General features: G+C 64.5%; 10 protein-coding genes and 2 pseudogenes. 9 read left to right on the top strand and 3 right to left on the bottom strand.

What is annotated here, in order from left to right; translation table 11 throughout:
• The first annotated feature begins 49 nt into the window (after positions 1-49).
• The 9 genes and pseudogenes from ABE493_RS00830 to ABE493_RS00790 all read left to right on the top strand — a co-directional run bounded on the left by ABE493_RS00830 (position 50) and on the right by ABE493_RS00790 (position 8,506).
• Complete coding sequence (locus ABE493_RS00830) at positions 50-1,555, top strand: sensor histidine kinase (RefSeq protein WP_346496340.1); 1,506 nt, start codon at positions 50-52, stop codon at positions 1,553-1,555.
• Positions 1,556-1,643: 88 nt separating this feature from the next.
• Entirely contained in the window at positions 1,644-2,531 is an 888-nt protein-coding gene (locus tag ABE493_RS00825) for an acid phosphatase (RefSeq protein WP_346496338.1), read from the top strand.
• 68 nt (positions 2,532-2,599) lie between these two features.
• Positions 2,600-2,777: pseudogene (locus ABE493_RS00820) on the top strand (OsmC family protein); the annotation flags it as partial.
• A gap of 460 nt (positions 2,778-3,237) precedes the next feature.
• Positions 3,238-4,635 (top strand): DUF1254 domain-containing protein, encoded by a 1,398-nt coding sequence (locus ABE493_RS00815; RefSeq protein ID WP_346496336.1) that lies wholly within the window; start codon positions 3,238-3,240, stop codon positions 4,633-4,635.
• Between the two features lie 272 nt (positions 4,636-4,907).
• A complete protein-coding gene (locus tag ABE493_RS00810; RefSeq protein ID WP_346496334.1) occupies positions 4,908-6,185 on the top strand; it encodes a DUF1254 domain-containing protein in 1,278 nt (425 codons plus the stop codon).
• 28 nt (positions 6,186-6,213) lie between these two features.
• A complete protein-coding gene (locus ABE493_RS00805) occupies positions 6,214-6,414 on the top strand; it encodes a hypothetical protein (protein WP_346496332.1) in 201 nt (66 codons plus the stop codon).
• Positions 6,415-6,480: 66 nt separating this feature from the next.
• Positions 6,481-6,737: pseudogene (locus ABE493_RS00800) on the top strand (DUF1254 domain-containing protein); the annotation flags it as partial.
• A gap of 15 nt (positions 6,738-6,752) precedes the next feature.
• Positions 6,753-7,646, top strand: coding sequence for a DUF1214 domain-containing protein (locus ABE493_RS00795; protein ID WP_346496458.1), 894 nt, complete (start codon positions 6,753-6,755; stop codon positions 7,644-7,646).
• Positions 7,643-8,506, top strand: a complete 864-nt coding sequence (locus ABE493_RS00790; protein ID WP_346496330.1) for a hypothetical protein — start codon at positions 7,643-7,645, stop codon at positions 8,504-8,506. Before ABE493_RS00795 ends, ABE493_RS00790 begins: the two co-directional genes overlap by 4 nt.
• Before the next feature lie 404 nt (positions 8,507-8,910).
• On the opposite strand, the gene ABE493_RS00785 is transcribed toward ABE493_RS00790, so the two are convergent.
• The 3 genes from ABE493_RS00785 to ABE493_RS00775 all read right to left on the bottom strand — a co-directional run bounded on the left by ABE493_RS00785 (position 8,911) and on the right by ABE493_RS00775 (position 16,126).
• Positions 8,911-9,309 (bottom strand): hypothetical protein, encoded by a 399-nt coding sequence (locus tag ABE493_RS00785; protein WP_346496328.1) that lies wholly within the window; start codon positions 9,307-9,309, stop codon positions 8,911-8,913.
• A 327-nt stretch (positions 9,310-9,636) separates the two neighbouring features.
• Positions 9,637-11,073, bottom strand: coding sequence for an IS1182 family transposase (locus tag ABE493_RS00780; protein ID WP_346496326.1), 1,437 nt, complete (start codon positions 11,071-11,073; stop codon positions 9,637-9,639).
• 409 nt (positions 11,074-11,482) lie between these two features.
• A complete protein-coding gene (locus ABE493_RS00775) occupies positions 11,483-16,126 on the bottom strand; it encodes an autotransporter outer membrane beta-barrel domain-containing protein (RefSeq protein ID WP_346496324.1) in 4,644 nt (1,547 codons plus the stop codon).
• Positions 16,127-16,293: the final 167 nt, after the last annotated feature.

The following is a 16,293-nucleotide window of genomic DNA, read 5'->3' as shown; positions in this document are numbered from 1 at the left end:
CCTGTTGATCGGATGCCTGTTAGGCCAGCTGTTGCCGACGCTGGCGCAGATGCCGGGGTTTCGCCTGCACGTGTTGTGGATTCCAGGGCCGCTGTTGATGGGCTGGTTGCTGTTCACGCCGCGTCCGCAATGGCGGACCTGCCTGCTGGCGGCCGCGGCCGGTGCCGTGCTGGCGTCCGCGCTGGTGCCGTTCGTCGCCCTGAATGGCCTGATGGCCGGTGCCGGTGAAATCGTCCTCGTGGCCGCCGCGGCCTGGCTGCTGCTGCGCTGGCGCGGCACGGGTCCGCCGCTGGAGGGATATCGCGATATCGCGTTGTTCGTCGTGCTCGGGGGCATCGCGCTTCCCGTGTGCGTGGCGTGGTGGCAGATGCTCGTCTTTCCCGATGCGCCCCGCGGGCTGGCACCGGGCGTGCTGCTCACACGGCTGCTCTGCAGCAGCGTCAGCTACCTGCTAATCGTGCCGGTGGTGGTCAACATCGCGCGGGTGCTGCAGTCACCGGAACGTCGCGCCGGCTGGCGTTGGCGTACCGTCGCCATCGCCATGCTTCTGTTGGGGGCGCTCGGCGTGATCTGGGGCATGGACTGGGCCGATGGGGTGATGACGCCGCTGCTGGTGCTGGCCCCCATCCCGCTGCTGATCTGGGCGTTGATCGTGTTCGGGGTCAGCGGCGCGTCGGTTTGCATGCTGTTGGTGGCGGTGCTGGCGATGCAGTTGAGCATGGCCGGTGTAGGACCGTTTGCCTTCTGGACACCCGAGCGCAACCTGATCACCGCCCAGGTGTGGACCCTGGGCACCAGCTGCGCCCTGCTGTTCCTTGGCGCGCTGTCCGAACAGAAGCTGTCCAATCACCTGAAACTGCAGCAGGCCTATCGTCGGCTGGGTGAGGTGACCGGGCGGATGCTGGTGGTGCAGGAAGAAGAGCGCACACGCATCGCGCGCGACCTGCATGACGACGTCAACCAGTCGCTGGCGGCGATCTCGATCTGCCTGAGTAGCCTGCGCAACCAGATTCCCGACGCCGAACGCCACAGCGTGGTCGAACTCCAGGAGCAGTTGCTGACTGTGTCCAATGACATCCGGTCCATCTCCCACGAACTGCATCCGAGCATCCTGCGTTTCACCGGCCTGGCCAGTGCGCTCGATGCGTTCTGCATCAAGCGCAATGCACGTGGCGCGCTGCGCGTGCGATGCCGGATCGAAAGCCCGCCCCGGCTCGGTGACGACCGCGAGCTGAGCCTGTTCCGGATCGTGCAGGAAGCGGTGAACAACGTGGACAAACACGCACATGCCAGTACCGCCCACGTCCTGGTGACGGTGCGCGGCGAGCAGCTGCTGCTGCGGGTCGACGACGATGGCATCGGCATGCCGGTAGCGGGCAGCATGCCGGCGGCGCCGGGCCTGGGCATGATCAGCATGGAAGAGCGCGCGCGGCTGCTGGGTGGCAGCCTGCAGATCGGTTCCAGCCCGCTGGGCGGCACCCGTGTCGAAGTGCGCTTTCCGTTGGGTGATGCCGCGACCAAGCTGTCGCCGCTGCGCGTGGTCCCGCCCCCGTAAAGATACTGAGGCCGGACGCGTAGAAAGGCGGTTGTACGGGCCGCATCGGCCGGACACAGTAAACCGACACTTGCCCGTGGAACGCCCCATGCACTGGAATACCCTGCCCTCCGGCTGCCGGCATGGCGCGGCCCTGCTCGCGCTTACCTGCGCGTTCACGGCGTGCACGTCGTCTCCGCCCCTGTCGACCGCGGCACCGCCGACCGCTGTACCCGCCGCCGTGCCTGCCCCCGCCCCGGTGCCGGAGCTGCGCCCCGGCGTTCCGGCCGGCTACCTCGGGCGCGCACTGCCGGACAGCCTGGCCCTGCTGCCGATGCCCCCGGCCAAGGGCTCGGCGGCATTCGCCAACGACCAGGCCATCCACCGCGTGGCGCAGCAGCTGCGAGGCACGCCCCGATACGCGCTGGCGGCCACGGATTCGGACCTGCACTTCCCGCAGGTGGCCAACTCGTTCTCCTGCGCGCTAGGGGTGCCGATCAGCCAGCAGACATCGCCGGCGCTGTACCTGCTGCTGCAGCGCACGCTGGTCGATGCCGGGCTCGCCACCTATGCCGCCAAGGACCATTACAAGCGCACGCGCCCCTTCGTGTTCTACAAGGAAGGCACCTGTGCGCCCGCCGATGAGGCCTCCCTGAGGACCGACGGCTCCTATCCGTCCGGGCATACCGCCATCAGCTGGAGCTGGGCCCTGCTGCTGACCGAGCTGAGCCCGGACCGCGCTGACGCCCTGCTCGCACGTGGCCGGGCGTTCGGTGAAAACCGCCTGATCTGCAACGCGCACTGGCAGAGCGACGTGCTCGAAGGGCGTGCGGTGGCTGCCGGCGCGGTGGCCGCCCTGCATGCCAACGCTGATTTCAACCGCGACATGGCGCTCGCGCGGGCGGAGATCCAGTCGCTGCGCAGCAACAGTGTGCAGCCCAGCAACTGCGAGGCGGAGAAAGCAGCGCTGGCCATCCCGATTCCCGGGGTCCTCTAGCGCACGACCGTGCGTGACCCGCCGACCCGTGCCAACCTGCGCCGATCTCCACCCCGAAGGCGCAGCAGATGGCACAGGTCCAGATCGTTTCCGATGGCGTCAATTACCGCCACCACATCCGCAGCGGCGAGCACGCGCTGGTGGCCGACGAACCAGTGAGTCTGGGTGGCCAAGGCGGCAGGCATGGCTCCCTTCGATCTCTACCTGGCTTCGCTTGCCGCCTGCACGGCCATCACCCTGCGCATGTAGAGCATCGGCAGGGGAACATTACGAACTTGGCCAAAAGCGGCCTAGGTAGTTGAAACACATGGAGAATGTTGCGGGACGCAGTGCTACATTAGAAGCGGCTTCCTGCCATCTCGAGATGCGTACGGCTTGAGACGACTGTGCTTTCGTTCGACCGAGACCTGACCTTCTGCACGGCTTAGCCGGGCTGACGCAAGTGCCCACCTAGATCAGGAGGGCTTGTGATGTCATAAGGCGATCTACGTAAAATTACTGAGCGGAGCACGGTGGAAATCCTCTTGCCACCGTACCTGGGGCAAACCAGAGTGTGCCTGGATCTTTAATGTCGGCGCGCAAGCTGAGTCGTTTCAGTCCACTGGTTCGAGTCGAGTGTTCGACCTGAGCTGGAGCGTCTCCCAGTACATCCAGCCAAAGTCGAGCCCATGCCATGCGCTTAGTGCCCTGCGTCGTGTTCTCCCTGATGATCTCGGTCCTGGTGCTTCCGGCGTGCCAGCGTCAGCAAGGCCATCCCGATTCTGCAGAAGCAGCGCCGGCGGCGGCCCAACCCGCCCCGACCGCCAGCCAAGAAGAGTCAGAGGCGCGCGCCATCTCCAAGGATGCCTACATCTATGCCTTTGCGATGCTTGAAAACTACAACACGCTCTACAAGCAGGTTGCCGATCCCAAGGCCCCAGAGTATGTCGGCGGCTTCGGAAAATTCCGGCACTACTCCCAGCTGTACACGCCGGACAACCACGACGTCGTGACACCCAACAACGACACGCCATATTCATGGGCGTGGCTGGACCTTCGTGCGGAACCGTGGGTAGTCACCGTGCCCGAGGTGGCCGAAGGACGCTACTACGTTCAGCAGTGGGTGGATCTTTTCACCTACAACTTTGCCTATATCGGTTCGCGCGCCACCGGCAACGAAGCGGGCAGCTACCTCATCGCCGGCCCCGGCTGGCGAGGCGACAAGCCGGACGGCATCAAGGCCGTGTTTCCCTCCGAGACGGCACTGGTGCTGACGCTCACCCGCACCGCGCTGAACGGCCCCAACGACATCGCCAACGTCAAAAAGGTGCAGGCGGGGATGACGCTGCAGCCACTGAGCAGTTACCTGAAGACCCAAGCGCCCCCGGCCGCACCGCAGATCGAGTTCCCTGCGTATGACGCCGGCAAGGTGCATTCACGCGATTTTATCGGCTATCTCAATTTCCTGCTGCAGTTCACTCAGCCGACGAATCCGGAAGAGGTCGATCTGATGCAGCGTTTCGAGAAGATCGGTATCGGCCCTGGGCGCCCGTTCGACGCTACGACCCTTAGCCCGGCGCGCCTGGCCGCGATTGATGCCGGCATCGCCGATGCCAAAGCGGCCATGGCCGAGAAGGCCAAGGCGACGCTCTCCTCCAATGGCCTGTTCGGCTCGCGCGCGTTCCTGAAGAACGACTACCTCACCCGCGCCATCGCCGCCGAGAAAGGTCTGTACGGAAACTCGATCGAGGAAGCCTGGTACGGCGGCTATGTAGGCAACGGCAACAAGCCCTCGACGATCCACTTCAGCAAGGACACCCTGCCGCCGGCGAAGTTCTTCTGGTCGGTCACGTTGTACACACTGCCGGACCGATTCCTGTACGCCAATGACCTGAAACGCTACTCCATTGGTGATCGCACCCCGGAACTCAAGTACGACCCTGACGGCGGACTGACCCTGTATGTCAGCCACGTCTCCCCGGGCAAGGATAAGCAGAGCAACTGGCTGCCGGCGCCGGCCGGGCCCTACAGCGCAGTGGGGCGTGTTTACGGCCCAAGCCCCGCCGCCATCGAAGGCAAGTGGAACCTGCCTCCCCTGCAGCCGGTTCAGACACTCACGCCTTGATTCGCGCAGGACTATGTCGGCGAACCAGACCACCGAGGAGATACCGCATGCACGATCATCGAATTCCGTCCGCTCCAGGGATCGGGATGCTCCTTGCCCTGGCCGGCTGCATCACACTCAGCGCCTGTAGCGAGCGGGCATCGTCCGGTAAGGAGAAGGACGCGGCCGCCACCGCAAGCCAACCGACTCCGCCCGCGCAAGCGCCGGTAGATGCTTCAGCGTTGGACGAAGCCCGGACGACCGCAAGGGACGCTTATGTCTACGGTGTCCCGATGGTGGACACCTACAAGACCGTCTATGCGTTCAACGTCGACACCGCCAACCCGCAGTACAAGGGGCCGTTCAATTCCATCCTGAACATCGCCCGGGTGTTCACCCCGGACGACACCGCTTTCGTCACGCCGAATTCGGATACGCCCTATTCCTTCGCCATGCTGGATCTGCGGGCGGAGCCGGTCGTCATTGCCGTGCCGAAGATGGAGAAAGATCGCTACTTCGTTTTCCAGTTGATGGATCTCTACACCTTCAATTTCGACTACATCGGCAGTCGCACCACCGGCAATGACGGCGGCAGCTTCCTGATTGCAGGGCCGGGCTGGAAGGGCGAGGCCCCCAATGGCATCAGCAAGGTGATCCGGTCTGAGACCGACCTGGTCAGCGTGGTTGGACGCACACAACTGTTCAACGCCGCCGACCTCGAGAACGTGAAGAAGATCCAGGCCGGTTACAAGGTGCAGCCGTTGTCAGCGTTCGCGGGTACGCCGGCGCCGCCGCCCGCGCCAGCCATCGCATGGATCAAACCAACACCGCCCGCGCAGGACCGTACGTCGCTGGAGTTCTTCAATCAGCTGGCGTTTCTGCTGCAGTTCGCGCAGCCGCCGCACCCGAGTGAGGCTGCCCTGCGCGAACGCTTTGCCACGCTGGGTATCGAGCCGGGCAAGCCGTTCGATGCCAACCAACTATCGCCGCCGATGCAGGCCGCGCTCAAGGAGGGCATGGCCGAAGGGCAGAAGCAGATCGATAACAAGCGCGCGTCGCTGGGCGGCAAGACCGATGCCCTGTTCGGCAGCCGGGACTTCCTGAAGAACGACTATGTCGCCCGTGCCACCGGTACGCAGGTCGGTATCGGTGCGAACTCCCGCGAAGAGGCGATGTATCCCATCCTGGACAAGGATGCCAATGGCCAGCCGTTGGACGGCAGCAAAGGAGCGTACACGCTGCACTTTGCAAAGGATCAACTGCCGCCCGTCGACGCCTTCTGGTCGGTCACCATGTACGGACTGCCGCAGCAGTTGCTGGTCAAGAATCCGATCGACCGCTATCTGATCAACTCGCCGATGCTGCCCGAATTGAAGAAGGACCCCGACGGTGGGCTGACGATCTACGTCCAGGCGGAATCGCCCGGTAAAGAGAAGCAGGCCAACTGGTTGCCGGCACCCAACGGGCCATTCGTCATGTTCATGCGCTACTACCGCCCCAAGCCTGCATTGCTGGAGAACCGCTGGACCACCCCCGACGTGGTCAAGACGCCTGACGTCGCCGGCAATTAACTGCACAATCTTCTGCACGGAGACGCGCATGGCACAGCACTATCCCACAGCGTTGCCAGACTGCCATGGTTGGCTGGGGACGGAGACCATCAACACCCGCTACGGGGAGTTCCAGTTCCGCAGTCGCTATCCCGAGGCTGACAGCGCGCAGCGGTTGTGCGACTGGCAGCTGCTGAACCGCGCCGTCGAGGTGTACACGACGCATGTGCCCGCAGTCTCGATGTTCTAGTTCCGCAAGGGCCTGGCCGACTGGGGTATCAGCCAGGCGAACGAGGTGGTCATCTGGGAGTCCCTGATGGACTCCAAAACGCTGTTGCTGACGGCCAAAACCGATACCGTTTACATGATCGGATTCCTCGACCTTCGCCGCGACGGCCCCACGGTGATCCAGGCGCCGCCGGCATGCTTGGCCTTCTCGATGACATGTGGATGCGCTACGTGACCGATATCGGCATGGCCGGCCCGGATAAGGGCCAGGGCGGAAAGTATCTGATTCTTCCTCCCGGCCATGACGGTCCGGTTCCCGAAGGCTATTTTGTCTCACAGTCTGCGACGCACGGGGTATGGATGCTGCTGCGGGCTATCGACTCTGAGCCCGCCGATGCGACGGCCCGCTTGAAGCAACTGCGAATTAACCCGCTGGATATGCAGAACCACCCGCCTGCGATGCGATTCGTTGATGGCTCGGGCAAGCAGATCGATACCATAGCGCCCGACGACTACCGGTACTTCGAGCAATTGGGGCTTGTCGTGCAGGCCGATTCAGCAGGGGCGTTGACCTCGCTGGAGCACTTCTACCTGGCCGAGCTGGGCATGGGATCCGGCGTCATTTTCGCCCCGGATCAGAAGATGGCGGCGTTGCTCGCCGAGGCGGCAGCCATCGGCCAGGCCTTGGTCCGGATGAGCTCTTTCGCCTCCACCGATCCGGCCGCTGCTGTATACCCGGATCGTCATTGGCGGTGGGCCTTCCTGGGCGGCAGCCATACGTTCGATGCCCAGGGGTACGCCAATCCGGATCGCCGCTCTGCTTTCGCGTATGCCGCCACGGGTAACACACCCGCCATGACGTCGCAGGTTGGCGGCGCCGGTTGCCAGTACTACTTGGACGCCCTTCGACGGCTCTGGGGCCTACCTGGACGGTGGCCAACACTACAGCCTCCACCTGCCCCCGACATTCCCGTGAAAGACTTCTGGTCCGTTACGGTCTATGTCGCTGGCAGCCGCTCAATGCTCCGCAACGGCACGCGCTTCCCCAGCGTCAGCCAGTACACCGATCCCCACTTCAATGCCGGTGGCTCGATCGACATCCACTTCGGCCCCGACGCGCCGCAAGGCCGGGAGCAGAACTGGATCCGCACCGTGCCAGGAAAGGGCTGGTTCCCGATCCTTCGGTTCTATGGCCCGTTGCAGCCCTTCTTCACCAAGACGTGGAGGCCCGACGACATTCAGTGCACGCAATGAAGTTCAAGCGCTCTGGTGCCTTCACCCAATCAGGAGACGCCCCCATGACGGTTGCAGCAAAACTGTTGGTCCTGGGCTGTGTGCTCTTCGCCACCGACGCTGCCGCGCAGAGCGCCGGCACGGACGCCGCAGCGTCCAGCGAAGATATCGCGCGCAAGCTGGCGGATCCCGGCGCGGCATTGATCTCAGTGCCGTTCCAGTACAATTACCAGGGCTCGGTCGGTCCGGGCGGCGACTTTCACACCCAGCAATTGAAGATTCAGCCAGTGATCCCCTTCGTGGGTGAGAACGGCAAGCTCATCCTGCGGCCCATCCTGCCGCTGAGCTGGAACCAGTTCCCCGAGGACAAACACGGCACCGGCGATCTGTTCGTGCAGGGCTACTACATCCCCAAGACCGCCGCCGAGGCGCGCGGTACCGAGATTGGGTTCGGTGCCGCCGTATTGCTCGATACCGCTTCGCACGACAGTCTCGGCACCGGAAAGTACTCGCTGGGTCCAGCGTTCATCCTGGTGAACAAGACCAAATCGTGGACCGTGGGCGCGCTGGCCAATCATGTTTGGTCGATCGGCGGCGATAGCGATCGGGAGGATGTCAGCAGCACCAGCGTGCAGCCCTTCGTCACCCGCAACCTGCCTGACGGCTGGTCACTGAGCTTCACCTCGGAGACTAACTACAACTGGAAGGCGGCTAGGCGCGATGCCTGGACTGTTCCGATAGGCGCCACTGTCTCCAAAGTGCTGCGCTTCGGGCACACCCCGGTGAGCCTGGGCCTGGGCGGGTTCTACAACGTGGACCGGCCGCAGTTCGCCAGCCGATGGACAGGGCGCTTCTCGGTCACGCTTGTTTTCCCAGAGTAGCCAGCATCAATCCCGCGACCTCTGCCACGGTCCCGTCAACTGGAACGATCAATCGCGATGACCAAGTGGCCTGTGCGACACGCGCACAGACGCTGCACCTAGGCCGGCACTGGCTAACCCGGCTGCGCTCGCGCATAGGACGAATCAGTGCCTTAGATGTGATGACAATGCGCGCTGCACCAGGTCAACGCCGACGCACCCGCCCACTCGTTGCAGAAGTTGGATCAAACAGGTCCAACATCCATTCCCTGAGCGGCCTCCAACGTGGTGCTCGGACGAGGGTAGGTGTTGACCTTCGATGACCGCTTACCGCTGGAAGCGGACATCAGGGGGCAGAATTATTTTGCGCTCAAGCTCGGAGTCAGGTCACGACGCCGAGAGTACTGATGAAGAGAATCTACAAGTCACAATGTCTTGCTATGTTCAACATCTCGATCGTAATTCAGGCCGAGCGCATATGTCTTGGCCAAGTCCCACTTGATGTCGGTCTCGAGCACCCTGAACGAAGGACCGAAGTACTCCCAAAACACCCACTTCCCCTTTGGTTCCCAGTACTCAGTGATCAAACTGGTGATGCTTTTATCGTCTCGAAGCCGATTGTGCAGCTCATGTATCAGCCGAAACGGCGCCTTGTGGAAAACACTCATCTCGACTCGATAGACCTTGATGTCACACTGAGCTAATCCGGGTTGGCTCATCAAGAATCGCGCTGCAGCTTCGGCGCTATCAGCGGCAAAGACGCAAGTTGAACGCGTGGGAAGTCCAGATGGTCGCATCCGTTCGAGTTCTGCAACGACGTTCAAGTAATAGCAAGTTGGCGAACTTGCAGTGATTACGTTACCGACGGCCAAATCGCTGGTAGTTGCGTGAAAGAGAGTCGCGTCGCTGTTTGACATTAGGGTCAACTAGTATTTTGTTGGCTAAATGCTAGTTCAGTCTCGTGGGCATCGTAAGCCGGATGACGTATGGATCTGCTTTTGGTAAAAGGTGGGCGCCGGCACTGCGGTCAGATTCCCGCTTATAACCGAAGACCGCTCTCGGCCGAGGCTGTGTAAAAACGCCTGACCACCGAGCGCGGGCGAGTTGCCCATGCATACGCCATGTCCATGCGGACGATGGCATCGCAATTTTCAAGCCGCGATTGCCTTCAACATGCCAGGCATGCCGATGATCTTGATCATCCGCTTCATGTTGTAGGCCAGCACGGCCAAGCTGATCTCGGTTCTGACCTTCGGCAACGTCTTGGTTAGTAGCGGCGTAGTGCCCAACCACGCCTTGAGGGTGCCGAAGACATGCTCGACCGTCTGACGCCGCGCAACGGCGACCTGTGGTCTGGCGTCGAGCCGCAATTGCATCGCCTCAAGCACGTGTTCGTGCTCCCAGCGGCTGATCCGCCTGTGGCGCGCTGTGCTGCACTGTTCGCGCATCGGGCAGGCAGGACAGGCGGATGACCAATACTTGCGCAGCGTCAGGCCGTTTTCTTCGCTGGTGAAGCGATGCGTGGCCTGCTCGCCGGCCGGGCAACGATAGGCATCCAGCGCCGGCTCGTAAACGAAGTCCCGCTTGTCGAAGCGCCCTTCGGCTTTGCTGTTCGAGGTCAGCGGCTTGAGCACGAGCGGGATAATGCTGTTTTGCTCGCAGGCCAGGATCTGTGGGGCGTTGTAGTAACCACGATCGGCCAATGCGGTCAGGTGGTCGCTGCCCAACGCGGCTTTGGCCTTGAGCGCCATGGGAGCAAGCTGCGTCCGATCATGTCCGATGTTGGTGACCTCGTGGGCCACGATCAGGTGATGCTCGGCGTCGACCGCGGCCTGCAGGTTGTAGCCCACCGTGCCGGTGGCGCGCCCCGTCGAGGTCATCGACCTAGCATCGGGATCGGTCAGCGAGATCTGGTGATCGGGCGCTTCCTGCAACTGCTGTTCAATACGATCCAGCGCTGCCATCTGTTCGCGCACCTTGGCCAGCTTGCCACGCAGCTGCGGGACGCGCGCCTCGGTCAGCAGTGCCGGATCGCGATCGGCCCGATCCAATTCGGCGAGATAGCGGGCCACGCTCTCGTCGAGCTGGCTGCGCCGTGCCCTGATCTTGCCGACTGTGAAGTTACGATCGCGGCTGTTGACCGCCTTGAACTTGCTGCCATCGATCGCGACCACGGCATGCGAGAACACCTTCATCCTCCGGCACAACGCAGTGAAGCGACTGCACACCGCCACGATGGCGGCGCCGTTGTCCTTGCGGAAGTCGGCGATCGTCTTGAAATCGGGCGCCAGACGCCCCGTCAGCCAAATTGCCTCTAGGTTGCGCTGCGCCTCACGCTCCAAGCGGCGGCTGGACTGCACTCGGTTGAGGTAGCCATAGATATAGATCTTGAGCAGCGCAGCCGGGTGATAAGCGGGTCGGCCACCGGCGGCACGGCTGGCGGCATCGAAGCCCAGTGACCCGAGATCCAGCGCATCCACGAAGGCGTCGACGAGGCGAACGGGATTGTCCTGGTGGACGTAATCCTCGAGCCGATCAGGCAGGAGAAGCGCCTGGGTCCGATCCACGCCATCGACGAATCGCTTCATGATCAGCACCAATCGAAGAGTGTCTTGATCTTGCCAGCGATGCCTGGGTTTTCACACAGCCTCGGCCAGTAGCGGACGCTTCCAAGACTTGCACTATGCCGGTTCCGACGTCGGGTTGATGAGATCCAGACGTGCCGACTCGAATGAACGAATCTCACCAACTAGCTCTGAGTGAAAGACGTCCACCATCAGATCGTCGGCTACGGATATGAACTCTGAATCGACGAGCCTCGTGCGGCTTTGCCGTGCTACAAGGTGCACCTCAAGCCGTGCACTCCAGTGCGGCGGAGCGTGCCGGTCTGCGTAGACCACTCCGTGACGGATCGTGAGGAGAATCTACGCGCGGGGAATTGATGGAAAAAAGGGCATGAGCGGCATATTACTAACGCATGGGGATATATATGCAGCCCTACCAGTTCAAGCGCATCCCGAGCTTTCCGTTCCACGCCGTCTCGTCACCGTCCAGGCTCCAGTTGTAGTCGATGTCGGCGTACAGATAGCCCGTGTCGCTGACCTGCCACGTGCCGCCCAGGCCAACCTCACCCCAGCTGCCCCCCAGATCCACCGCGAACGGCACGTAGCCGCTGTTGGTCGCGAAGCGGGCGCTGGGTGCGCCACGGAACTCGTGCCAGAGGTTCGCACGCAGCCATGCGTTGCTGGTGCGCACCATGCCGGCGCGGTTCTCACGCTGGCCGTTGCGGTTCAAGCGCGCGCCGAACCGGCCTACCAGTGAATCGCCGTCCTCGAAGCTCACTTGCAGGGTGTCCTCGCGCAGGTCGTCGACGTCGATCTGCTGCCAGATCACCTGGGCCTGCGGCTCCAGCCGCCAGCGCCCGTCTTCAATGGTCAGGCCGTCGCCGTCATTGAGCACGAAGGGCCATCCGCCCTCGAGCGACAGCGCCATTCCGGTCGCGTCCAGTAAGCTCTCGGTGCTGCGCGGCGACTTCACCCGCATGTCGTACCAGGTGTACTGACCCACGGCATCGAGGTACGCGCCTTCGGCACTGAACGCGGTCCAGTACAACCCGACCGAGCCCGCCTTGAACCGGTCATTGCCGGCGTGGATGCGGTAGTCCAGGTAGTTGTGGCGGACGTTGCCCTCGCCCTTGCCATATGCCAGATAGAACCCCGCATGGCGGCGGCTGAGGTCGCCGGCATCGATGTGGCGGTACAGGTCGGCACCGATCTGCAGGGCGTCGAAGCGGTAGTCGAAATCCGGGCCGCGGTCGCCGTAGATGCCGCGCCGGCCACCGTCGTGCTCACCATCGTGGCCAACGTACCGCAGCCAGGCGCCGTTGAATCCGCTGCGTCGCGTATCGAGATCGTCGCGCTGGCGCAGCAGTTGCTCGTCGCCGACCCGCTCGTGAAGGGTATCGATCAGCGTGCGCCCATACACCTGCGCCATGGCCGGCGCAGCGGCGATCAGGGAGACTTCCTGCCGGTAGGCGGGAGGCAGCCGGGGTTCCGGGTCCGGGTCCGGGTCCGGCGCGGGCGGCGCCGGCGGCTCGGGCGGCAGATTGGGCGGGCATGGCGGGATGGGCGCGCCCGGTGCGGCGCAGTCGATGGCAGTGCGCAGGAACCAGCTGTTCTCCACGTCCGCGCCTCCGTCGGCCGCAGCGCCACCACGGTACAGGAAGTATTCGTAGGGTCCGGCAACCACCGGCGCTGCCAGGCGGAAATTGTCCGGCGCGCTTGTCGCGGCAAGCGCCTGCACCACGCGGATGCCGTCCGCCCGCGTCAGATCGCCCAGGCCACCGCTGGCGTGTATCTCCAGCTGCCCCGGCCCACTGCTGGCGCCGCCGGACACCACCAACTGATCGGAAGGCGAATCATCGGCAGCCAGCCAGGTGTTGAGCACCAGCGTCCCATCGCCGCCATAACCGGACACGGTGAGCGTTTTGTATCCGGAGGCCACGCTCGGGTCGCCCGCGGGCGGCGCGAACAGGATCCGGCTGCGCGTGTTCTGCACCGTGGTGAGGTTGGAGCTGCCGCTCATGTTCCACAGCGAGTCCTGCAGGAGGAGATTGGCTGCCGCGCCCGGATCGGTCAGCGCTGCGCCATTGAGCGCGCTCCGGGTGGCCGTGATGTCGGCAACGGTCGGCGTCTGCGCGGCCGGCAGCGCGAACACGGCCGAGGCCGTGGCCGTTGGCAGCGGCGTGGACGGGTCATCCGGCGGCAGGTCCGGTGGCAGGTCGGGCACCACGGCGTCGAGCAGCTCGAAGTTTTCGATATTGCCCACATGCAGCCACAGCCCGTCGCCGGTGGCCGTGACCGTATCCAGCGCGATGTCGGCCGCGCCAATGGCCGCCACGGCCGGCCCTGCGTCACTGCTCAGCCCGGTGCCGGTCACTGCCGCCGACGCGGCTGCCGGATCGCCGCGCACGAACAGCGCGACGGCACCCGGGCCGTGGGTGGCGATGGTCGAGCCATCGACCTCCACGCGCCCGCCATTCCAGGCAATGGCCCCGTGGGCGAGCTCACCGGTGGTATCCACGCGGCTGCCGCCGGCGAGGGTCAAGCGGCTGTTGCCCGCCCACGAGATCAGTCCATGGGCCTGGATGCCGGTGGTACCGACCGTGCTGGCAGTGGCGTTGAGCAGGCTGTCGGCATACCCGGCCAGGCCGTATCCATGCCAGCCGCTGGTGTTGATGGTGACGCCCGTGGCGTCGATGCGCCCTGCCCCGGCCGCGCGTGCGCCGATCGAATCGGTGCCGCGCGTAGAGACCGTGACGTTGGCGATCGTGGCGCGCCCGTCCACGCCCTGGATGTTGAAGCCCTCGCTGAAGTCGCCCAGCGTGGTGATCGTGTTGCGGGCGCCGGTGGGCGCGCCGCTGAGCGGATCGACATTCATCCAGACCCGGCCCCCGGCTGCACCCGCGTAAACGCCGTGGCCGCTGATCCCCGAGGCGACGAAGCTGGCCGGGTCACTGACCGGGTTGCCGGCCGCATCCACCGGCCGGCCGAAGGTGGCCAGGCCGGGATCGGTGCCGAGCAGCACGCCGGTGTAAATGGTGTCGCCGCCGGAGATCAGCGTGCCGGGTGTACCGCCGCCTGCGTTGAGGGTCATGCCTGGGCGGCCGGAATTGATGATGGTGACGCCCGCGCTGTCGATGGTGCCGCCGGTCGCATTGAGGCCGCTGCTGCCGGGACCGCCGGCGCCGATGTACAGATCGCGCGCGGTCACCCGCGTGGCCGCGCCGTCGGAACGGATCCCGCCGCCGCTTCCCGACGTAAGCAGTGTGGAATCTTCCACCGACAACTGCGCGCCGGCCTGCGCGTAGATCGCATTGGAATTGATGTCCAGCGTGCGCACGGTCAGCCGGGACAGCGTGGCCTGCGGGCCGGGGCTGCCGGTCGTGCCCTGCACCAGCACCCCGTTCGAACTGAAACCGCGGGTGGTGATGACCGCGTTGGACGCCTGCAGGCGCGAGGTGGCCGTCGCCGACTGCGCCACGACAATGCCGGAACTGTTGTTGCCGAACGTGTCGATCCACGTGGTGGTGCCAAGTGGCGTGCCGTCGGCGGCGACATCCACCTGCAGGCTGCCACCGGTGGCCGAGACCTGTGCGCCGTTGGCGCCGGTGTTACTCACCGCCACGTAGGCGGCCGGGTCCGTGGTGGGGTTGCCGCCGGCATCCAGCGGCAATCCGTAGTCGGCACTGGCAGGGTCGCTGCCGAGCACCACGCCGGTAACGATGCGGTTGCCCTGGCTGAGCAGGGTGCCGCCGGTGGCGACCTGCAACCCCACGGCGGCATTGCCGCCACTGATGCCGGACGTATAGACGGTACTGTTGGAAAGCGTGACGCTGCCGCCCGCCAGGGCATAGGCGCCAATGGGCGCGTTTCGCTGCAGGGTGGAGATGCGCAGGCCGTCCGCCACCACGCTGCTGCCGGCGCCATCGGCCCGCAGGCCGTTGCCGGATTGCCCGCCTGCGATCACGATGCCGCCGCCGGTGCCACTGAGGGTGACGTCACCCCCGCCACTGGCGAATACCGCATACGCGTTCTGGCCGGCCACGCGGATGTCCGCGTTCTGTACCTCGACCTGGGCGGTTCCGCTGGCCGAAAGACCGTGCGCGGTGGTTCCGGAGGTAGTGACGTTGACGCCGTCCAGGACCCCGTTCGCGTCGATGAAGCCCAGGCCCCACGCGCCGGTTCCGGTGGTATCGATGGACAGTTGCGACGCCTGCAGGAACGCGCCCGATGCGAAGCGGGTGCCGACGTTGTTGTTGCCACGACTGACGATGTTGACGTTATTGATGTCGAACCGGGCACCGCCTGATGCGTTGAGACCGTGGCTGCCGTTGCTGGTCCCTGCCCCGGTTCCCATCACGTAAATGGCGGCGTCGTTCAACTGGACCGTCCCACCGGAGGCGCTGATTCCGTGTGCGGCAGTAGCCGCTTTGCCCACATAGGCGTCCGGAATGGTCACGAGGTTGCCACTGGCATCGACCGGCAAGCCATAGGTGGCCGGATTGCCGGCCTGGGTGCCGAGCACGATGCCCGTTGCGATCAGATCGCCGCGGCCGGTGAAGCTACCGCCGACCACCTGCACGCTTTCGCTGTTGGCCTGTGATGTGTAGAAACGCGTTCCAGTGGAGGTGAGCACGCTGCCGGCTTCGGCGCGGGCGGCCGGGCCACCCGCGCCCAGCCGGCTGACGGTGGCGCCAGTGGCAAGGAAGTTGATGGCGCCGCCGCTGCTGGCGCAGGCAGTCGCTGTACTGGCCGTGCTGGTGATCAGGGCGACCGCGCCGGTGGCGTTGATCACGCCGCTGTTGACGGCGAAGAAGGCCGGCGCACCGGCTGTCGTGGGGGCGTAGGTGCCACTGGGCACCGCGACGGTGGTGCCATTGGCACGCACCTGTCCGGCAGGAACCGTGCCGGATACGGTGCTGCAGATGGCGGCGTTGACATCCTGCGCGCGCACGGTCGTAGGCGCCAGTGCGACCACGCCAAGCAGCAGCACGCAGGGAATGACCACCGCTCGCGGGCAACCGCCCACCATTCGGAGCACAGGCGCGCTGTGGACCGCACCACGACGGCGAAATTCCATCGACTGCATCCTTGAGCCTCTCGATGGCCTGATCCGCAATGAACGCGTCCGGTTCGTGAATACCGGGGACCCCGAAGGGCGGTGTTGCACGTGATTGAGGCAGGTCGACGGACGGAGTCTGCGCGTTGCGCCCGATCAGCGCCTCTGCGGTTCTACGCAGGTTTTTC

The organism is Stenotrophomonas terrae (genome assembly GCF_039674165.1).
GTDB lineage: Bacteria > Pseudomonadota > Gammaproteobacteria > Xanthomonadales > Xanthomonadaceae > Stenotrophomonas > Stenotrophomonas terrae_A.
The sequence above is the reverse complement of the archived record's forward strand: the minus strand, read 5'-3'. Positions and strand labels throughout refer to the sequence as shown.